The organism is Mycobacterium sp. RTGN6 (assembly GCF_033804605.1).
Classification (GTDB): domain Bacteria; phylum Actinomycetota; class Actinomycetes; order Mycobacteriales; family Mycobacteriaceae; genus Mycobacterium.
The window spans coordinates 471,835-491,837 of record NZ_JAPZKZ010000001.1 but is presented as its reverse complement, the minus strand read 5'-3'; the positions used below and the strand labels follow the sequence as shown (position 1 = coordinate 491,837).

The 20,003-nt window shown below is 68.0% G+C and carries 20 protein-coding genes; 9 read left to right on the top strand and 11 right to left on the bottom strand.

The genetic code is table 11. The features are described from left to right. Positions 1 to 91: 91 nt before the first annotated feature. Complete coding sequence (locus SLQ33_RS02360) at positions 92 to 562, top strand: MarR family winged helix-turn-helix transcriptional regulator (RefSeq protein WP_319452162.1); 471 nt, start codon at positions 92 to 94, stop codon at positions 560 to 562. A gap of 125 nt (positions 563 to 687) precedes the next feature. On the opposite strand, the gene SLQ33_RS02355 is transcribed toward SLQ33_RS02360, so the two are convergent. Continuing rightward, a complete protein-coding gene (locus SLQ33_RS02355; protein WP_319452161.1) occupies positions 688 to 1,500 on the bottom strand; it encodes an acyl-CoA thioesterase domain-containing protein in 813 nt (270 codons plus the stop codon). Positions 1,501 to 1,530: 30 nt separating this feature from the next. Here SLQ33_RS02355 and SLQ33_RS02350 point away from each other — a divergent pair, with 30 nt between their 5' ends. Next, the gene (locus tag SLQ33_RS02350; RefSeq protein WP_319452160.1) at positions 1,531 to 2,448 is read left to right on the top strand and encodes a LysR family transcriptional regulator; all 918 of its coding nucleotides are present in this window, start codon (positions 1,531 to 1,533) and stop codon (positions 2,446 to 2,448) included. Positions 2,449 to 2,464: 16 nt separating this feature from the next. Here the strand turns inward: SLQ33_RS02350 and SLQ33_RS02345 are convergent, their stop codons facing one another. Next, on the bottom strand, positions 2,465 to 3,862 hold the full coding sequence (locus tag SLQ33_RS02345; protein ID WP_319452159.1) for a xylulokinase: 1,398 nt from the start codon (positions 3,860 to 3,862) through the stop codon (positions 2,465 to 2,467). 98 nt (positions 3,863 to 3,960) lie between these two features. Here SLQ33_RS02345 and SLQ33_RS02340 point away from each other — a divergent pair, with 98 nt between their 5' ends. The 4 genes from SLQ33_RS02340 (at position 3,961) to SLQ33_RS02325 (ending at position 7,857) form a co-directional block, all read left to right on the top strand. Then, a complete protein-coding gene (locus tag SLQ33_RS02340; protein WP_413467571.1) occupies positions 3,961 to 4,764 on the top strand; it encodes a tat pathway signal sequence in 804 nt (267 codons plus the stop codon). Positions 4,765 to 4,911: 147 nt separating this feature from the next. Beyond that, positions 4,912 to 6,501, top strand: a complete 1,590-nt coding sequence (locus SLQ33_RS02335; protein WP_319452157.1) for an HNH endonuclease signature motif containing protein — start codon at positions 4,912 to 4,914, stop codon at positions 6,499 to 6,501. A 75-nt stretch (positions 6,502 to 6,576) separates the two neighbouring features. Next, complete coding sequence (locus tag SLQ33_RS02330; protein WP_319452156.1) at positions 6,577 to 7,368, top strand: DoxX family protein; 792 nt, start codon at positions 6,577 to 6,579, stop codon at positions 7,366 to 7,368. 9 nt (positions 7,369 to 7,377) lie between these two features. Beyond that, the gene (locus SLQ33_RS02325) at positions 7,378 to 7,857 is read left to right on the top strand and encodes an RDD family protein (protein WP_319452155.1); all 480 of its coding nucleotides are present in this window, start codon (positions 7,378 to 7,380) and stop codon (positions 7,855 to 7,857) included. Between the two features lie 6 nt (positions 7,858 to 7,863). Here SLQ33_RS02325 and SLQ33_RS02320 read toward each other — a convergent pair whose 3' ends face one another. Next, the gene (locus SLQ33_RS02320) at positions 7,864 to 9,261 is read right to left on the bottom strand and encodes a GntP family permease (RefSeq protein ID WP_319452154.1); all 1,398 of its coding nucleotides are present in this window, start codon (positions 9,259 to 9,261) and stop codon (positions 7,864 to 7,866) included. Then, on the bottom strand, positions 9,258 to 9,758 hold the full coding sequence (locus tag SLQ33_RS02315; RefSeq protein WP_319452153.1) for a gluconokinase: 501 nt from the start codon (positions 9,756 to 9,758) through the stop codon (positions 9,258 to 9,260). Before SLQ33_RS02315 ends, SLQ33_RS02320 begins: the two co-directional genes overlap by 4 nt. A 145-nt stretch (positions 9,759 to 9,903) precedes the next feature. Here SLQ33_RS02315 and SLQ33_RS02310 point away from each other — a divergent pair, with 145 nt between their 5' ends. Continuing rightward, entirely contained in the window at positions 9,904 to 10,611 is a 708-nt protein-coding gene (locus SLQ33_RS02310) for a FadR/GntR family transcriptional regulator (RefSeq protein ID WP_319452152.1), read from the top strand. On the opposite strand, the gene SLQ33_RS02305 is transcribed toward SLQ33_RS02310, so the two are convergent. Beyond that, the gene (locus SLQ33_RS02305; RefSeq protein WP_319452151.1) at positions 10,592 to 11,107 is read right to left on the bottom strand and encodes a DUF4333 domain-containing protein; all 516 of its coding nucleotides are present in this window, start codon (positions 11,105 to 11,107) and stop codon (positions 10,592 to 10,594) included. The genes SLQ33_RS02310 and SLQ33_RS02305 overlap by 20 nt on opposite strands. A gap of 70 nt (positions 11,108 to 11,177) precedes the next feature. Here SLQ33_RS02305 and SLQ33_RS02300 point away from each other — a divergent pair, with 70 nt between their 5' ends. Then, complete coding sequence (locus SLQ33_RS02300; RefSeq protein ID WP_319452150.1) at positions 11,178 to 12,062, top strand: SCO6745 family protein; 885 nt, start codon at positions 11,178 to 11,180, stop codon at positions 12,060 to 12,062. 7 nt (positions 12,063 to 12,069) lie between these two features. Here the strand turns inward: SLQ33_RS02300 and SLQ33_RS02295 are convergent, their stop codons facing one another. From SLQ33_RS02295 to SLQ33_RS02280, 4 genes are read right to left on the bottom strand one after another with little or no spacing between them, the layout of a single operon-like run. Continuing rightward, a complete protein-coding gene (locus tag SLQ33_RS02295) occupies positions 12,070 to 12,417 on the bottom strand; it encodes a YnfA family protein (RefSeq protein WP_319452149.1) in 348 nt (115 codons plus the stop codon). Then, positions 12,396 to 14,390, bottom strand: coding sequence for a phosphotransferase (locus SLQ33_RS02290; protein WP_319452148.1), 1,995 nt, complete (start codon positions 14,388 to 14,390; stop codon positions 12,396 to 12,398). Before SLQ33_RS02290 ends, SLQ33_RS02295 begins: the two co-directional genes overlap by 22 nt. A gap of 35 nt (positions 14,391 to 14,425) precedes the next feature. After that, entirely contained in the window at positions 14,426 to 16,363 is a 1,938-nt protein-coding gene (locus SLQ33_RS02285) for a primary-amine oxidase (protein ID WP_319452147.1), read from the bottom strand. A gap of 49 nt (positions 16,364 to 16,412) precedes the next feature. Next, the gene (locus SLQ33_RS02280) at positions 16,413 to 17,921 is read right to left on the bottom strand and encodes a carboxylesterase/lipase family protein (RefSeq protein WP_319452146.1); all 1,509 of its coding nucleotides are present in this window, start codon (positions 17,919 to 17,921) and stop codon (positions 16,413 to 16,415) included. A 77-nt stretch (positions 17,922 to 17,998) separates the two neighbouring features. Between SLQ33_RS02280 and SLQ33_RS02275 the strand changes: the two genes are divergently transcribed. Continuing rightward, the gene (locus SLQ33_RS02275; protein WP_319452145.1) at positions 17,999 to 18,697 is read left to right on the top strand and encodes a hypothetical protein; all 699 of its coding nucleotides are present in this window, start codon (positions 17,999 to 18,001) and stop codon (positions 18,695 to 18,697) included. Here the strand turns inward: SLQ33_RS02275 and SLQ33_RS02270 are convergent. Continuing rightward, complete coding sequence (locus tag SLQ33_RS02270; RefSeq protein ID WP_319452144.1) at positions 18,687 to 19,607, bottom strand: cation diffusion facilitator family transporter; 921 nt, start codon at positions 19,605 to 19,607, stop codon at positions 18,687 to 18,689. The two genes, SLQ33_RS02275 and SLQ33_RS02270, sit on opposite strands and share 11 nt — an antisense overlap. After that, complete coding sequence (locus tag SLQ33_RS02265) at positions 19,607 to 19,993, bottom strand: metalloregulator ArsR/SmtB family transcription factor (protein ID WP_319452143.1); 387 nt, start codon at positions 19,991 to 19,993, stop codon at positions 19,607 to 19,609. Before SLQ33_RS02265 ends, SLQ33_RS02270 begins: the two co-directional genes overlap by 1 nt. Positions 19,994 to 20,003 lie beyond the last annotated feature (10 nt).

The window sequence follows — 20,003 nt, the reverse complement described above, 5'->3', positions numbered from 1 at the left end:
ACTCCTTCAAATGTATGTACGGTTTAGCCTTAGCCGGCTAACTATCGCCTCGTAGAACCCTTAGCCGGCTAAAGATATTCCGGAGGAAAGCATGACCGCAGACGACACCGGTCCGGCTGCGCAGAATCGCGAGCGGTCAGAAACGGTCAGCCTGCGGATCTCAGCCGTTGCCCGCGCGCACCGGCAACATGCCGGAGCACTGCTACACGGGCTCGGGCTTTCTACGGGACAAGAACTATTGCTCATGCTCCTCTGGGACAAAGAGCCACGCACGCAGGCGGAACTGACTCGTGAGCTCGCGATCGAGGCGCCAACGACGTCCAAGATGATCTCCCGCATGGCAAGAGCGGGTTTGATCGTGCGTAACCGATCCGAGGTGGACCGTCGAACCGTTCTCGTGACGCTGACCGACGCGGGCCGGGCCTTAGAAGGTCCCGTGAATGCCGCGTGGCGCACACTCGAGCAGGACACCGTCGCAGCGCTCACGGCCGAGGAGCAGGACAACCTTCTGGTCCTGCTGGGGCGAGTACTCGAATCCCTCGCAGCCAAACGACGAGCTTGAATCGCCGCCGCCACCATCGAAGTGGCGCGTCATAATCGAGAATTCGCCACGAAAATGAGCCAAGACCGTTCGCGTCCACGTGATTTTTCTGGACATATCGTTCAGCTATCGTGAACGATTGTCGGTCAGGGCGTGCGCGAAGGGAATGGGTCGTTGGTGAAGTCGATCTGGACGCCGGGATTGCTGATCGCCGTCACGACACCGGTGCCGAACGCGCCCGCACCGTCGAACAGGGTGGCCGCGCCCACCGAGACGCCGTCGGCCGTCCAGTGCGAATCGGCCTGCACCCCGATCCAGTCGTCCTGCGGCAGGCGTGCCAACGCAACCGTCAGGTCGCCGTTGATGTACCCGATGCCCTCGGTCCCGAGGTTCGTCACCAGGCTGGTCGCCTCCGCGGCCATCGCGGCCCGCACGAACGCGGTGACGGGCGCACCCTCGACGACGTCGATCGTGCGGTTCACGGCACGCTTGCGGGCGGCGTTCTGGTGGTCGGCGATGGCCCTGGTCCACCCGTTGCCGTCGCTGCTAATGCACGTCGTCCACGACTCGTCGAGGTCGGAAGGCAGCGTGAAATCCGTTGTCGGGGACCACTCTTCGCCACGGGGTGCGGTCGACCGTCGGTACTGCACCAGGGTGGCCCTGGCGACGACGACGCCGTCCTGGACGATGTCGCACTCCGAGTTGCGCACCCTACGGCCGTCGCGCACCAGACGCGTTGGCGTCGACGTCGGCACCCCGCGCGCCGCCCTGAACAGGTCGACGGTCAGCCTGGCGGGCAGGAAGTCGGGCAGGCCGTACGCCTGCTCCAGGGCCCAGGCGGCGAGCCCCACCACCGCCGGGCCGTTGAGATGGTCGTCGCCCCAATGACTTTGCGCAAATCGGGTCGGAAGGACATGGCCCTCATCGGTCGGCACGAAGTGCACTGGACGCTCGGTCACTCCGGCATCGTCGCACACGGGCGCTGACGCATGGATACCCGCCGGTTGCAGCTGCTGCTCGCACTGTCGCGGCTCGGCTCGATGCGGGCCGTGGCCGAGACGTTCCACCTCACCACGTCCACGGTGTCCCAACAGCTCGCCGCGCTCGCCAAGGACACGGGCACCCGGCTCATCGAGCCAGAGGGCCGCCGCGTGCGACTGACCCCTGCGGGCCAAAGGCTCGCCGATCACGCGGTCACGATCCTCGCCGCCGTCGACGCCGCCCGACTCGACCTCGACCCAGACTCCGAACCCGCGGGCACGCTGCGCGTCGGGGGGTTCGCGACGGGCGTCCGCGTGTCACTGCTGCCGATTCTCGCCGAACTCAGCGCGCGGCACCCGGCCGTCGACGTCGTGATCAGTGAGTACGAGCCGATCGAGGCCTTCCGGCAGCTCACCGCCGACGATCTCGACCTCGCACTCACTTATGACTACAACTTGGCGCCGGCGTCGCCTGCACCGGTGCTCGAGACCGTTCCGCTGTGGTGCACCACATGGGGTCTCGGCGTGCGCGCCGATGCGCCCGACGGTCCAGCCGACGTTGCCGCATTCTCGCGACACACGTGGATCGTCAACTCGCGCAACACCGCAGACGAGGACGCCGTGCGCACGTTGGCCGCGCTGGCGGGGTTCACCCCCCGCATCGCCCATCAGATCGACAGCCTGGAACTGGTCGAAGACCTCATCGTCGCGGAATACGGCGTCGGGCTGCTGCCAATCGATCGGCCCGCCGGCGTCGGCGTCAAGGTGCTTCCGCTGACCGGGCCCGAAGTGGTCCTGACGGCCTACGCCGCGACGCGGATCGGTCGCTCGATTTGGCCGCCGCTGAGGGCCGTACTCGACCGGCTACGCCCGCCGCCGGGACCGTTGCCACGGCCGAATTGGCCCCGGCCCGCCGCCGAGATCTAGGTCCGGCCGTGACGGTTCACTGGCCCGACGTCAGCGCAGACAGCATCCGATACCGCTCGACCACCTGGGGCGTGGGGTCGGCGTCGTAGGACGTGGTCAGCCCGAACGTCCACGACGGGGGCGCATCCGTGCCCGACAGCATCCACGCCGCCTGCCGCGCCGCCCCAAGCGCCACGTACTCGGCGGGCGTCGGCACGTGCACGGAGGTGCCCAGGATCGCCGGAGCGATGCGCCGCACCGCCTCCGAGCGGGCACCACCGCCGACGAGGATGACGCGGCCCACCTCGACGCCCTGCCCCGCGATCCGCTCCATGCAATAGGCGATCGAACAGAGCAAGCCCTCTACTGCGGCACGGGCGACGTTGGCAGGCAGCAGGTTTCGCGTCGTCACACCGTGAAACGCGCCCGTGGCGTTGGGCAGGTTGGGCGACCGCTCCCCCTCGAAGTACGGCACCACCGTCAGATCCTCCGCGCCGACCTCCGCCGACAACGCGAGCCGGTCGAACTCCTCGAAGTCGACGCCGAGCATCGAGGCGACCGCCGCGAGCACGGGTGCGCCGTTGAGGGTGCACACCAACGGCAGTTGGCGCCCTGTTGCGTCGGCGAAGCCGGCGACGAGGCCGGTTTCGTCGCTTGGCGCAACCTCAGTGACGGCACTGACGACACCCGACGTCCCGAGTGAGATGACGCAGTCCCCCGGACCGGCCCCGAGCCCCAGCGCCGCCGCCGCATTGTCACCGGCACCAGGACCGAGCGTCGCGCCGTGCGCCGCCCGACCCGCCGATTCGGACGGGCCCAGCACCCGCGGCAGTTCCGGGCGCCTTCCTCGCATCGCGAGTTCGAGCAAGTCCAGCTGATAGCCACCGCCCGCCGCGGCGAAGTAACCCGTGCCGCTGGCGTCGCTTCGATCGGTGCACAGGTCGGCGACGTCGGACGACCCCGACAGTCGCCACGTCAGCCAGTCGTGCGGGAGACACACCGCCGCCGTCGCATCGGCGTTCGCCGGTTCCTCGTCGGCCAGCCAACGCAGCTTGGTCGCGGTGATCGATGCCACGGGGACCACGCCGACGCGTGCGGCCCATTCACCCGGGCCGCCGAGCTCGTCGATCAACGCCTCGGCCGCGGCACTGGATCGAGTGTCATTCCACAGCAATGCCTTTCGCACCACTGCGCCCGCCGCATCGAGGCACACCATGCCGTGTTGCTGCGCCCCGACCGAGATGGCGTCGACGTCGTCAAGGCCATCTGCTGCGGCCATCGCCGCCTCGAGGGCGCTCCACCAGTCCGCCGGGTCCACCTCGGTGCCGCCCGGGTGGGGCGCGGAACCCGCGCGGACGGTCTCGCCCGTTTCCGCGTCGCACACGACGACCTTGCAGGACTGAGTCGACGAATCGATGCCCGCGACGAGAGCCACGGCGACCTCCTCGGGTATGAGACCGCCCAGCTTAGTGCGAGGCTGCGTAGGTGAGATCGTTCCTCGCCACGGCCGCGTTGATCATCGCGTCATGCACCATGGTCACCCTCCCTGGGGTCGCACGGGCCGAGTGCCCGACGTCGACCGCACCGGCGACGGCAGGCTTCGACTGCGACCTGGCGGCCCGGATCACCGCCGCCGATGCCTACTTGGCGAGCCGTCCCGGCTCCGTCGGATACGTGGTGCGCGACCGCGAGACCGGGGCGGTGTACCGCAATTCGCATGCGGCGGACCTGGTGTGGACGGCGTCCACGATCAAGCTGGCCATGGTCGTCGACCTGCTCACCCGGCAGCGTGCGGGCACGGTCTCGCTGACCGACCGCGACCGCAGCCTGATCGCGGCGATGCTGCACTCCTCGGACGACGGTGCTGCCGACGCATTGTGGTCGCGTTTCGGCGGGACCGACCACCAGGCGTACAACGCCGACTTCCCCCGCTACGGCATGACCGACCTCCGACCCCAACGCGGCTTCGCCGACGTCTACCCGTACTGGGGCTTCCAGAAGTCCACCGCCGACGATCTCGACCGGCTGATCAACTACACGTTGACCACGTTCGACCCGGCGGACCGCGCCGGCGTCGTCGCGGCGCTTCAGCACGTGGCCCCCAATCAGCAATGGGGAGTGTGGGGCGCGGGCGCCCCGATGGCACCTGGCAACAAGGACGGCTGGTCACTCGAACAGGGCGGCTGGGTGGTCAACTCGGTCGGTTTCGCAGGGCCGCAGCAGCGCTACACCCTGGCGGTGATGAACGCGCTCGGCAACCAGGGCGGCTATGACGACGGCGTCGCCACCACGACCGAGTTGAGTCGGCTACTGCTGGCGGGTCGCGAAGCGGCCTGACGCTCAGCACTACCCGCAGGTTGCCGAATAGCATGGTGCACTGACATTTTCGATTGTTGATGCCAAGTTGTGCACAGTCCGGGTTTCATCCACAGCCGGCTCATTCTGTCGTTTCGGTGACCATTAGATTCCGCTAGATTCGTACACATGTTCGATCACCTGGTGGCCGAAGCGGCTGACACCGCCGGCGCCGACGCGGTCAACGCGTGGACGCGGGTGGAGAACGCCGCCTGCGCCCGCCGCTTGTCCGGCATGGTCACCATGCTCGACGCCCGCTACGCAGCATCGGGATCGGCCGACCGCGACCAGTGGTGCCTAGACAACTGGGCAGCGGTGTGTGCGGAAATCGGCGCCGCCCAACAACTGACCTCCGGTGCCGCCTCGCACCTGTTGTTGGTGGCCGTCGCGCTGCGCGATCGCCTGCCCAAGGTCGCCGCGCTGTTCACCGCCGGAGTGATCGGCTACCGGCTGATCGCCACGATCGTGCACCGCAGCGCGCTGATCAAGGACCCAGCCGCACTACGCGCCGTCGACGCCGCACTGGCCCGCACCGTGCAGGAGTGGGGGCCGATCTCGCTGGACAAGACCGACCAGGCCATCGACGCACTCATCACCGAATTCGACCCCTACGCGCTGCGCCGCACCCAAGGCAACGCCCGCAGCCATAGCGTCGAGGTATACCTCGACGACGCGTCCGGAGTCGCCACGCTGTGGGCTTCACTGTTCGCCACCGACGCCAAGGCCTTCGACGAACGCCTCGACGCACTCGCCGCCACCACCTGCGACGCCGACCCGCGTACCCGAGACCAACGCCGCGCCGACGCCGTGGGTGCCCTCACCGCCGGTGCCGACCGATTGACCTGCCTCTGCGGCAACGCCGAATGCCTCGCCGCCGCCAATCCGCCGGCCAGCAATGTCGTCATCCACGTCGTTGCCCACCACGACACCATCACCACCATCGACGCGAACCCCACGCCCGATCCCGAGGACCCGCCCGCCAACACCCCGGCGGCCCAACACGACTCCCTCGACGGGGAATCACCGCCGATGTTCAGCAAGCCGCTGCGCGAGATGACACTCGCCGAGGTGATTCGAGAGTCCAATTCCGACCCCGGCGAACCCTTCGCCACCCCACCGGGAGTGATCATCGGCGGCTCCATCCTGCCGGGACCCGTCGTCGCCCGCGCCGCGATCAGCGCCACCATCGTCCCCATCATTCACCCCGGGAACGCGCCACCCGAGCCGCGCCACACCCCCTCGAATGCCTTGGCCGACTTCGTGCGCTGTCGTGACGTGACGTGTCGCTTCCCCGGCTGCAAGGTCGCCGCCACCCGCTGCGACGTGGACCATACGATCGCGTATCCACACGGGCCGACGTGTGCGTCGAACCTCAAGTGCCTGTGCCGTTTTCATCATTTGTTGAAGACCTTCTGGGGCGGGCCACATGGTTGGCGGGACAGACAATTGCCCGATGGCACAGTCATCTGGAACTCACCGACCGGGCAGGAGCACACCACTCACCCGGGCAGCCGACTGCTCTTCCCCACCCTGTGCCTGCCCACCGCACCAGCCACCGTCACAGACGCCCCGACCGCACACACAGCCGGGCTCACCATGCCGCGGCGCAAAACCACCCGGGCCCAAGACCGCCGACAGCGAATCGACGACGAACGCCGACGCAACGAGCTCGACCCTCCCGTCGAGTGGGCGCGCCGCAGCGAGCCGCCACCGTTCTGACCACGACGGCTTCGCTAACCACGACAGCGTCGCGGTGCGGGTTTGCAACCGGGGCTACCGGGGAATTCACCACGCATGCTGATCAGACGAATCGCCCGCCCCATGTTGGCCGCGACCTTCATTTCCCGCGGCGTCGAGGCGCTGCGCAGCCCCAAACCCGCCGCCGACGCGGCCCGACCGACGCTTGAGCGACTGAGCAAGTTGCCCGACCCGGTCGGAGCAAATGTTCCCACCAATGCCGAGACCGTGGCCCGAGTGACGGCCGGGGTGCAGATCGGTGCCGGGCTGCTGCTGGCGGCGGGACGGCTGCCGAGGCTCTCGTCGGCCGCGTTGGCGCTTAGCGTGGTCCCGGGAAGCCTTGGCTCACATGCCTTCTGGAACGAGTCCGAACCCGGCCGCAAGACCACCGAAAGGCGCGCACTACTCACCGACGTCGGCCTCATCGGCGGCCTGATCATCGCCTCGGTGGACACCGAGGGCAAGCCCTCGCTCGGCTGGCGCGGCCGCCGCGCCGCCAGGAAGTTGAGCGATAGCGTGTCGAGCGCCTTGCCGAGCTCGGGCCCGAGCAACGCCCTGATCGACCCCGAACTGGTCGACCGGATCGGAGCGGGCCTACAGACCGGACTGCACGTCGGCGCCGAACGCGGCCGAGAGTTGGCGCACGTCGCTCATGAGCGCGGTGTCGAGCTGGCGGAGCTGGCCCGCGAGCACGGACCCGAACTGGCCAGCCTTGCGCGCGAACGAGGTTCGGAATTAGCCGAACTCGCTGCGGACCGCGGCTCCGAGCTCGCGGCAATCGCGCGCAAGGAGGCGAAGCGGGCCCGCAAGGAAGTCGAGCGGCGTTCCGCTGAGCGGAGCCTGGCGTAGATTGCGCATATGACCAGCGGCGCACCCCAGGCGTACGACGGCCCCCGCCCGCCCAAGCCGGCACGACCGGGCGGACTGCTCAGACGATTCTTCGCAAGGCTGATCGACGGCATCATCGTCGGCGTCGTCGGGTCGATCAGCATTCTGTCGTTCTTGTCGTCCGACGCGTTGTCCGACTATCTGGTCACCGGCCTGTTCACGGGTGTGCTCATGTTCGCCTACTTCGTAGCGTTCGAGGCGGGACTCGGCTGGACCATTGGCAAGAAGATCCTCGGCCTCGAGGTCCGCGGACCGGACGGTGCCACCAAGCCCAGCGTGAGCCAGGCCGCGGTGCGCAACGCGTGGACCGTGTTCCCGATCGTCCCGTACGTCGGTGGACTGCTGGCGTTCATCGCCATCGTCGTCATTGCGGTGACGATCAGTGGCAGCCCCACGAAGCAGGGCAAGCACGACGAGCTCGCGGGCGGAACCCAGGTCGCCCGCGTCTGACGCCCGTCAGATCACCAGGTCGAGAAGCAACACGACCACCAGCCCACTGACCGACAACACCGTCTCCATGATCGACCAGGTCTTGATCGTCTGACCCACGCTGAGCCGGAAGTACTCCTTGACCAACCAGAATCCGGCGTCGTTGACGTGGGAGAAGAACAGCGAGCCTGCGCCGACCGCGAGCACCACCAGCGAGATCTCTCCAGAGCTCATCCCACCGATGAGGCCGACCATCAGGGAAGACGCAGTGATCGTCGCGACGGTCGCCGAGCCGGTGGCCAGCCTGATCGCTACTGCGAGACCCCAAGCGAGCAACAGCACCGAGACGTTCGCGCCCTCGGCCAGGTTCTTCAACGCCGTGCCGATGCCGGTGTCCACCAGCACCTCCTTGAAGCCACCACCCGCGGCGACGATCAGGATGATGCCGGCAACGGGCGGAAGCCCCGATTCGACGCACTTGGTGATCTCGTCGCGTGACATGCCCGCTCCGCGGCCGAGGGTGACCATGCCGACGACCACGGCGATCAGCAGGGCGATCAGCGGAGTGCCCAGCGTGTCGAAGATCTGCCGGAACCACTGACTGTCGTCCTCGATGAAGATGTCGACGAGCGCCTTGCCGAGCATCAGCACGACCGGCAGCAGGACAGAGAAGAGCGTGATTGCGAAGGACGGCCGGTGCCGCTCCTCCCCCTCGGGGACCGCGTCCGCATCGAAGATGTCGGGCGCACCGACGACGACCCACTTCCCCGCCAGCTTCCCGAACAACGGGCCCGCGACGATGATCGTCGGAATCGCGACGGCCACACCCAGTGCCAGTGTCAGCCCGAGGTCGGCGCCGAGGTTGCCGATCGCAACCAACGGGCCCGGGTGCGGAGGGACGAATCCGTGCATCGCGGAAAGCCCTGCCAGCGCTGGGATTCCGATGGTGATCAACGACAGCTGCGAGCGACGGGCGACCAGGTAGATCACCGGCATCAGTAGCACCAGGCCGATCTCGAAGAACATCGGCAGCCCGATGATCGCCCCGACGAGGGCCATGGCCCACGGCAACATTCGCGGCGACGCGTGGCCGACGATGGTGTCGACGATCTCGTCGGCCCCACCCGAGTCGGCCAGCAACTTGGCGAACATCGCACCAAGCGCGATCAGGATGCCGACACTGGCTGCCGTCTTGCCGAAACCGTTGGCGAACGACGTGAGCACCGTCGCGAACTCTTCGCCGGCGACCACACCCACCGTCACCGCGCCGAAGATGAGCCCCAGGAACGGATGGAGCTTGACGACGGTGATAAGCACGACGATGACCGCGATGCCCAGGAGGAAGGCCAACCCTAGCCGGCCCGTCGACGCGACGGGTTCGATCAGCTTGGGGGTGTCCGCCAGGAAGGCGATTCCGGATGTCATTTGTTCTCCTGTCGGTTCAGCGAAACATATTCGTACACAATGGAATCGATGTCCTGATCGACGTCGATGACGACGCCGTGCTCATCGGCCGTCAGCGGCTCGAGAGTCTCGAACTGTGATGCCAGCAGCGTGGCTGGCATGAAGTGGCCCGGCCGACTGGCCTGCCGCCGACCGATGACCTCGGGGGTTCCGGCCAGGTGCAGGAACTCGACGCTCGGGCAGTGCTCGCGCAGTTGATCGCGGTAGGCGTGCTTGAGTGCCGAGCAGCTCATGACGCCGCCCTCGACGTGCTCGGCCAGCCACCCCCCGATCGTCTCGAGCCAGGGCCGGCGATCGTCGTCGTTCAGCGGGTGGCCTGCGGTCATCTTGGCGATGTTGGCCGGGGGGTGGAAGTCGTCGGCGTCGGCGAACGGAACGCGTAGCCGCTGCGCGAGCGCCGCGCCCACCGTGGACTTCCCCGACCCGGACACGCCCATGACGACGATCGGTGACGACATCTGCTCCCCTTCTCGGCACCCCCGCGGTACCTACCCACTTGTGGCTGACATCACACAGTGTTGCTCAATCGTCAGATGATTGCAAGAGGATCTCGAATAAATCTGCCTTTTATAACGACAGCAAACGGTATGACAAGATGTAACCGTGATCTCGCCACCAAACGTCGGCGCTCTGCACGACAGCGTGCTGACCGCGCTCGGGACGGAGATCGTGTCGGGCGGGCTCCCGCCCGGCCAGGTGATCAACCTCGACGGAGTCGGCACCACGCACGGCGTCTCGCGCAGTGTCGCCCGGGAGGCCATCCGGGTGCTGGAGTCGATGGGGATGGTCGCGTCCCGCCGCCGCGTCGGCATCACCATTCAGCCGCAGGAGCGCTGGAACGTCTTCGACCCCAGGGTCATTCGGTGGCGGCTCGCGTCGAGCGACCGTGCCGCACAACTAATTTCGTTGTCCGAGCTGCGCCGCGGCTTCGAGCCTGCGGCCGCCGCGCTGGCCGCAACCCGGGCCAACCCCCACCACTGCCGCATCATGGCCGCCGCGGTGTCCGACATGGTGATGCACGGACGCTCCGGCGACCTCGAGGCATACCTTTTGGCGGACAAAGTCTTTCATCAGACGCTGTTGGAGGCGAGCGGCAACGAGATGTTCCGTGCGCTCAACGGCGTGGTCGCCGAAGTGCTCACCGGCCGGACCCACCACGGGATGATGCCGGAGACCCCCAACCCGGTCGCCATCGAGTTGCACGACGAGGTCGCACGGGCAATCCGGATGCGTGACGAAGCCGCTGCCGAACGGGCCATGCGCGCGATCATCGACGAAGCGATGAGCGGCGTCAGTTCGACAGCAGAATGAAGTTCAGCGTCAGCCCCGACACCTCGGTCACCTCCACCGCGCGCCGGGCCTGAACTCCCGCAGCGTCCACGTCGCAGTGGACGACGGTCCCCACCGTGCCGATCAGCCCCGATTCGCAGGCCACCGAATCGACTGGCCCGGGCGACTTCTCGAGGACGAGTCGGGTGACCGCCTGCTCAAGCTGCGCCTGCGACAGCGCTGGGGTCAACTCGTAGTCGACCCTGCCCCCGTCCACCGAGGTGACCGTCACGATCGGGGCAAAGCTGTTGACCTCGCTCATCACGACGTCGCAATGCGCGGTTCGGCCGACCTCACCCACCAGGTCCCCCTGGCAGGTCACCGACTGCGGCGGCTGACCGGCCTCATGCAGCCGCTGGGCAATGTCGTGCTGCAGCGCCACCCTGCCGACCGTCGGCGACGCATGCCCGCCGACGTCGTTACCGCACCCCGTCGCGGTCGCCACGGCAAAGGCCACCAACGTTGCCCTCGCCCGCATGACCACCTCCGCCGCCGAACGTGGTCGGACCCTAACAAGATCACTTTCGCCATGCTGATTTACTGCGGAAGTGAGCAGAACGCCTCAGACGGCGCGTCGGCTGTTCGACCGCTTCGAACCGATCCACGCCGTCACCTACTTCGCTCCCGAGGCCCGTGCAGCGTATGACGTGCAATTCCGGGGGTTCTGGATGGGCTACTTCGCATTCCGGTCGGCTCCGCTGGGGGTCGTCCCCGCGGAGGTCGTCACCGCCGTCTTCTACAACTTCTCGCAGGCGCACGTCGCGCGCGCCCTGCCCTCGGCGTGGCAGTTCGGCTCCCCGGCCGACGCGCTACGGGCGCGCGAGACGTTAGCCGTGGCGGCACTGCACCGAATTGGGGTGATCGCCGACGACGCCACAGCAACGGCCGCCGAACTGCTGGAGAAGGCCGCTCGCAGCGCACCGGTCGAAGGGCGCCCGCTGTTCGCCGCGAACCTGGCGTTGCCCTGGCCCGACGACCCCGTGGCCAAGCTCTGGCACGCGACCACGCTGCTACGCGAACAGCGCGGCGACGCCCACGTGGCGCTGCTCGTCGGCGCGGGCGTCAGCGGGCGGGACAGCAACGTGCTGCACTGCGCCTGCGACCGGGTTCCGCGGGACTTCATCATGCGAAGCCGCCAGTACGACGACGACGAATGGAACGCGTGCACCGAACGGTTGACGGCGCGCGGCGTGCTGGACGAGCGGGGCACGTTGACGCCCGCAGGCGCCGAGCTCAAGGCTCACCTCGAGGACGGGACCGATCGCCTCGCGCTCACAGCATTCGACGCGCTCGATGACGACGAGCTCGACCTACTCTTCCGCACGCTTACCCCGCTGACCCGAAAGGTGGTCGCGGGTGGCGACATTCCCGTGGCGACCCCGATGGGGCTTAGCCGCGACGACCTGGACGACGACGGCGCCAACCTGCGCTGATCCGACGTCAGCGCGGGGCGTACATGATGAGCCCCACCCCGGCCAGGCACACCAGCGCGCCCATGACGTCCCACCGATCGGGCCGGAAGCCGTCGGCGACCATGCCCCACGCGAGGGAGCCGGCGATGAACACCCCGCCGTAGGCCGCCAGCACGCGTCCGAAGTGCGCGTCGGGCTGGAACGCTGCGACGAATCCATAGGCGCCCAGCGCCAGTACGCCCGCACCGATCCAGAGCCACCCGCGGTGTTCGCGGATTCCTTGCCACACCAACCAGGCGCCGCCGATCTCGAACAGCGCCGCGACGACGAACAGCACTATCGACTTGAGCGCGGTCACGACTGGTTGCGATTCCATTCGACCCAGCCGACTCCGGTACGCCCGTCGGCGGTCGTGACGGTCCCCCACGCCCGCGGGAACCGGCTCAACCGGCCGTCGGACGACGTGAGCAGCACCGGTGCGTGACCACGCGGATCGAAGCTCACGACGACGTCGCCGGGCGCCAATTCGAGGCTGGTCGACACCGGTAGCTCGTTGTCGCCGAATTCCTCTCGGGCGGTGACGGTTTGGAGTTCGACGAGCGGCTCACCGGCGCGCTGACTGTACCCGATGCCGAAGAGCGGCATCCCGGGGACGCGCATGTCGACGCCGTGCAGGTGCGTGCCGTCGTCGAGGTGCAGCGCGCTCCACACCCACTCCATGCCCCACCAGTCCCGCACCGCCCAGGAGTGGTCGCGTTGCCCGGGTACGTCGGCGAACTCGTATGAGCGGCCGTCGGCGGTGACGGTGCCGGACACCGTGCACGGGATCTCGTAGCGCGTGGTGATCCGGTACTGGTACGGCGTTCCCACGGTGCTCCACACCAGGTCCATCGTCACGTCAACGGGTCGGCCAGGAGCTTCGCGGAGCAGGTCGGCGGGATCGTCGTAGGCCTGTCCCGACCCGCGTAGCGAAACACGGTACGTTCGAAGCGGTTCCGTCGCCTCGAGGACGAGGTCGACGTCGTCGGTTGCGACGTGGGTGTGAACGTCGGGGACGGCAGCGTCCCATTCGAGCACGGCGATCGTCGGCATGCCCGGACCGCACAGCAGCGCATTGATCCAGGCATGGCCCTCGTTGGGGATCACTCCGAGGCGTATCCAGCCGCCGACGTCCTGACCGGGATCGGCGAAGTCGAAGTAGAAGCTCTCGCTCCACAACGGCTCGTCGGTCGGTTCGTGCGCGCCCTCGTCCGCGGCGTTGGGCTGCAACGGTTCCGGAATCGACGGCGGTGGCAGGATCGTCAGCGCGTCGGTGTCGAGGACGTGTTGGCAGTGGCGTTCCATCATCGTCATGAACATCTCATCGCCACGGTCGGTGCGCTCCACCAGCATCGGCGAGACGATCGACATGACGACGCCGAAGAAGCTCGCCCTGCGCACCCCCTCCCGGACGTCGTCGAGGCTCAACCGCGTGCGGGATCCGAGCGCGTCGTGATAAGTCCGCAGCAGGTCGTCGTAGTGGTCGCGGCGAAGCTGCACCGGGAGCGCGCAACCGAGGAAGTAGGCGACGTCGGTCTGCGCGGAACCCCACGTGACGGTCTGCCAGTCGACGACCGTCAGCGGGCGGTCGGCACCGGCCTCACCGAACAGCATGTTGTCGAGGCGGTAGTCCCCGTGGACCAGGCCCTGCGGGCGCCCGGACTCGCCCTCTTGGGCAAGGTAGGCGTCGAACCTGGCGACGAGGCGTTCGCACACGTCGCGGTGTTCGGGCGTGATCCGATCCCGGTAGCGGTCGGCGAACCCGGCGTAGAGGGTGGCGATCAGCCCCTGGTTGAGCGGTGACTCCCGGTTGAGCCACGCCGCGCCCGCCAGCGCCGGATCACCCAGTAGCGGGCCGTGCACCGCCCCCAACTGGGTCATCGCGAGGCTGGCCTGTTCGACTGTAGCGCCACGGATTTCGTCGCCGACGACGGCCGGCGTGGCGTCGCCGAGGAGCAGGTCGAACGCGCCCGTCTCCGGGTCGTAGGCGGCGTGGTAACACGGAGCGACAGGCCCGTCGAGGCCGGGCGCGATATCGGTGTAGAACCTGACCTCACGCTCGTAGAGGCCCAACGTCAGCCCGGTCTGGCGGCTGCTCGGGTCGGCGGCGGCCACCTTCAACACGACCGAGGCCGGCCCCGTGTCCCCGTCGGCGTAGGTGAGCGCAACGCGATAACACTCACTCATCTGGCCGGTGCCGATCCGCCCGAAGGTGAAGTCGGTGACCGTGCCCGCGCCGAGCGCGGCGGTCAGCCAGTCGGCGGTCAGGTCGGCGGGGCGTTCGATGAGCGCATTCGTCGTCGGGTGCACCCGTGCATCGTTAGCCAAGAGTTGACGGGTGTCAACTAGTGGTGTGCGCTCGTCGTCGACGTGTGCGCCCCAGCCACGTCGAGTGCGGGGTTGCGATCGAAGAACCCGAACGGCTTGAGCCAGAACGAGACGATGTCGACGGGCATCACCGGCCAGTCCTCCGGCCGGGTGATGTGATGCAGCCCGAACACGTACCAGAGCACGACGTCGGTGTTCTCGATCGAGCGGTCGGCCTTCGTCCACTCCCCCAACCCCGAGTCGGCGGCCGACTGGTTGACGAATTCGCCTGCGGGCCAACGCTCCCCGGGGTTGTTCGGCGTGACCCACAGTGTGTGGGCGACGACGTTGGCGCGCTGCAATACCGGCGAAGCGGGATCGAGCATGGCTGGCAGCGCGCCGGTCGGCACCAGCTTGTACGCCGGGTGGGTGCCGAGCCCGTTCACGACATTGGTGTTGACCACCTTCCACGCACGCTGCGTCGCGAAGCTGACGTCCTGCTTGCCTTCGGCCTCGGAGCGCAGGGGCACGTTGCGCGTCACCACCGACAGCCCGTACGGATTGTCCGCCGCGATGGGCTCGGCGTAGGACTCCGTCATGAACACCGTGTTGTCGGTGCCGTCGACGTCGAGGTCAAGCCGCGCCACCAGAAAGTGTTGGTGGAAGGGCGCATACGTGCGCTCGTCGACAAGCGTGCCGTTGGGATTCGGCGCTCCAGGCGCGAGCGGCGTCGTCACCATGATGCCGGTGGCCCTGACCTCGCACTCGATGTTGCCGTCCTGGTAGAGCCGCCAGTACACCAGGTACTCGTAGTTCGCGACCGTCACGTGGAACGACAACGTCAACCTCCGCATCCGACGCACCTCCGCGCCGGAGTCGTGGTCGACGTGCTTCCAGAGCACGGCGTTGTCCTCTTCGTGAATGCAGATCGCGTTGGCGATCGTGTATGGCGCGCCGGTGCTGTCGTGGAGCACGGCGTCGAGGTATCGGATCTCGCCGAGGCAGTCACACCCGAGTTCCAGCGACGTGGTCATGAAGCCAAGGCCCCACTCGCCGATGTCGAAGGCGGTGCGCCGGTAGTGATCCGGCGACGGATCCCGGTAGGGCACGATCATCTCGGCGAAGGACATCCGGTGCGCGATCGGGCGGACCCGGTCGCCGTCGCGGTAGGCCACCGTGTGCAGGGTCATCCCCTCGCGGTAGTTGAAACCGACCCGCAGCGACCAGTTCTGCCACTGCAGCAGGTTGCCGTCGAGGGTGAACGACGGTCCTTCCGGCTGGGTGATGTACAGCGGTTTCAGCGGGTCGCGCCGGTAGCCGGACCGGATCCGGTCGGGAATGTGGCGCGGCGCGTATTCGCCCATCACGTCCGGGGTGTCGACGCCTCCCGTGTCCTCGACGCGGAGCAGTTCCATGGTGTTCAGGTCGATCACGCAGTGCAATCCACTGATCAGGTGGGCATACGGGTTCATCCCTGGCCCGTCCTTGAGCCACGTGTCCGACCATCCGAGCCTTCGGTCGCGGTACTCGGGTGGGGCCACGGCGTCGCCGTAGGTCCAGGTGTCCATGAAGACGCGGTCGACGTCGGTGATGCCGCGCTTGGCGAGTGCGGCGAGGAATTTCGGATCGCTGCGCAACATGCGGTCGCACTCGACGAACTCATCGACGGTGAATTTGGCCTGCACCCCCGGCACGTGCTCGAACGACTCCACGCGATCGTCGCTCAGCGACACCACGCTCTTGTAGGTGGCGTTGGTCGCCCGGTTCAGGCAGACGACGGTCGCCCGGCGATTCGGTACGGCGCCGCCGTCGGCGAACGCGCGCAGCTCGGCCTTGCCCGGCTCGGCCATCTCGATGGACGCGAAGCGCCAACCCAGCGCCGTCGGCCCTGCGGCTGCCACTGAATGCTCGCGTTGCAACATCGCAGCGGCGGCGGCGAATTCGGCTGCCGACAACGGATCCAAGGGATGAGCCACGTCGAAACGCAATCACATCCGCTGCCGTCGCGCAGGACGTTGTGAAGATCTACTGCGCCGCCAGCGAGAATCCCTCCCAGGCCAGGCGCCGGTCAGCAGCCGGGTCGTACTCGAGGTGGCTGCGCCGGTCGAACACCATGACGGCGCGACTGTCCTCGGTGTAACCCGGCCAGCCGTCGCCGGGTGTCCCGGTCCGGCTGAACGCACGCCAACGAGCTTGCACGTCGTTGCTGACGCGGCGGGCCGAACGCTGGTCCGCGGCGGCCGTCAGCAGCGATCCGAACCTGGTCCGATAGACGTCGAAGACGGCGAAGAGCTCGGTGGCGTGGGTAGCGCCGAGTCCCGACCAGTGCAGGGTCCGCGGCGCGTAGTCGTATCGATAGACGTAGGTGGGCGAATGCCTACTGTGCGCCTCGGCGACCTGCCACGCCGCGGTGCCGAACGCAAAGTCGCCACCCAGCCGGATGCACGCCGCCGAGCTCGGATAGTCGGGGTAGGCCGCGGTGATGCGGTCACGCGACGCCACGTCGGTGTACGTCAGGAGCTTCTCGATCATCCGCTCGTTGGTCGGCAGCAGCGGCATGAAGCGGGTGAACAACCGGCCCTCCTCCGCGTTGGTGCCGACGATGAGCGGCACCCGATGAGCGGTCCCGTCGGCCATCGCCACCACCGGATCCTCGGGGAGGAAGTCCGTGCCATACGCGGGTCCGGCGGGGAAGGCCCCTGGCATGTCGGTCATGCCGCGGGCAATGAGCTCGTCCAGCGCGTCGACCAGTCGCGCCGGCTTGGCGGCCATCAGTGCCGCGGCGCCGTCGCTCTTGGTGGCGCCGAGCAGGCCGGCGAAGTGCTCGGCGAACGTCTCGGCGGCCTCAGGCGAGCGCACCATGCCGCTGGCCGGGCTCTCCGAAATAGCCTGGGCGAAGAGCCCTTTGGCCGCAGGCACCGCCATCAGCGTCGCAACCGCGTGGGCACCCGCGCTCTCGCCGAAGATCGTCACGTTGTCGGGATCGCCTCCGAACACGCCGGCGTTGTCGCGCACCCACTGCAGCGCCAGCACCAGGTCGCGCAGGAAGAGGTTCCCGTCGATGGGGTGTTCGTCGGTGGACAGCGACGACAGATCGAAGCACCCGAGCGCGCCGAGCCGGTAGTTCACCGAGACGTACACGCACCCGCGCCGGGCGAGCGCCGCGCCGTCGTAGATCGGCGTCGCGGAACTGCCCATGATGTAGCCGCCACCGTGGATGAAGACCATCACGGGTAATGGGTCCTCGGATGGCGACTCCGGGGCGACGACGTTGAGCGTGAGACAGTCCTCGCTCATCGGCTGATACCTGCCGACGCCGAGCAGCGTGTACTTGCGCTGTTGCGGTGCGCAGTAGCCGAATCCGTGGCAATACCGCACCCCCGGCCACGCAAGGACCGGCTGCGGCGCGCGGTACCGCAGCGCGCCGACCGGCGGGCGGGCGTACGGGACCGACCGCCAGCGGTGGACGCCGTCGCGCGTGAAGCCCTCGATGGTCCCGCTGTCGACCGTCACGCGAATGGTGCGTTCGTGCATGAATCAGACGTTAGCGAAGAAACCGCCCCCTGACGCGCCCGACGCGATGCCGACGACCGCCCGCTAGCCTGGCCGGTATGCGGATCCCGCTGCTCCTGATCACGTCGGGCGTCGTGTCAGTGCTGCTCGCGGGCTGCGCGAGCGGTGCTCGCGACGACGCTGAAACCTCCCAACAGGCCGTACCGACTCCGTTGACGACCCGCTCGAGCACCACGGTGACCAGCACGAAGCCGACGGCTTCGCCGACCATTGCGCCGGCGAAGGGAGCCCCGATCTCCGACGTCATCCGGTGGATCGAGGCGGGCCATCCCGTCGATCCCGGGGGGTTCCATTCGGCCACCCGCGACGGCGCAACGGTGGCACTGGGCAACGAGGTTGCGTTCGTCACCGCGGGCACCGAGGCCAACTGCGTCACGAACTCCTACCACGACGGCGAACTGTCCTGTCTGGTGAAGCTGACAGACCCGCCACCAAGGCCGGAACCCCTCGACGGCGTATGGAAGGGCAACTGGATCGACTTCGCGGGCACGACTGTGGACGTCGGCTCGACCCATGGCGATCCGGGCCCCTTCGTCAACGGCACAGGTGCGGAGTTGGCGGCCGGGCAGACGCTGTCGTTCGGCGACTACCGGTGCCGCGCAGACGCAGTGGGGCTGTTCTGCGTGAACTACGCACACCAGACCGCGGTGGCGATGTCCGCCGCAGGCGTCGAACCCTTCGGCTGCCTGCAGCCTGCCAGCCCACCGCAGGGGATCGGTCGGCACTTCAGCTGCTGAGCGCCCGATCATGGGCCGGATAGGCGTGCACGACGACCGTTGACAGCTTCGGAATCGCATGGGCCAGTGCATGTTCGGCGTCGTGCGCCACCCGGTGAGCGTCGTTCAGACTCAGGGTCGGATCCACGTCGAGCTCGACGTCGGCTTCGAGCCGGTGTCCTACCCATCGCATCCTGATCCGGCGGGCGTCGAGCACGCCAGGGCGTCCGTGCAGGACGTCGCGCGCGGTCGCGATGAACGCCGGGTCGACGCCGTCGAGCAGCCGGGCGAACACGCCGCGGGCGGCCTGCACCATGACGTAGCCGATCGCCACCGCGATGAGCAGCCCCACGATCGGGTCGGCCAGTGGAAACCCCAGCGCGACGCCGATGGCACCTGCCACCACGGCGAGTGAGGTCAAACCGTCTGTGCGGGCGTGCAATCCGTCAGCCTCCAACGCCGCCGAACCGATGCGCCGGCCGACCCTGATGCGATACACGGCGACGAGCTCGTTGCCCACGAATCCGACGACCCCCGCCGCAGCCACCCAGCCGAGGTGCTGCAGCGGAGTCGGCTCGATCAGCCGCCGCACGGCTTGGATCGCAGCGATCACGGCGGAGACCGCGATGGCCAGCACGACGAACAGCCCCGCCAGGTCCTCGACGCGTCCGAAGCCGTACGTATAGCGCTGAGTCGCCGCCCGCCTGCTCATCGCGAATGCGATCCAGAGCGGAACCGCGGTCAGCGCGTCCGAGAAGTTGTGCACCGTGTCGGCGAACAACGCCACCGAGCCGGATGCGGCGACGACGGCGAGTTGCGTCACCGCGGTGACCCCAAGCACGACGAGGCTGAGCTTGACCGCGCGGATCCCCGCGGCGCTGTCGAGCAGTTCCTGGCCGTGGTGGTGATCGTGACTATGTCCGAGCCCCATCAGCTCACCTCGCCCTCGTGCAGGACCCGCAATTCGCGGTCTTCGAGATGGTGGGCGGGCACGCCGGCGGTGGCGTGTTCGGCGTTGTGCACCGCGTCCGTGACGAGTTGGCCGACGTGCTCGTTCTCCAGCCGGTAGAACACCTGCGTGCCCTCCCGCCGAGTCCGGACGAGGTGGGCCATCCGCAGCTTGGCCAGATGCTGAGACACCGACGGCGCGGGCTTGCCCACCCGCGCCGCGAGGTCGTTCACGGACAGCTCGCGGTCGGCGAGCGCCCACAGCAGCTGTACGCGGGTGGCGTCGGCGAGCATGCGGAACACCTCGACGACGAGATCGGCCTGCTCGTCGGCCAGCCTGCGACTACAGACCTTGTTATCTGCATTCATACGCAGATAA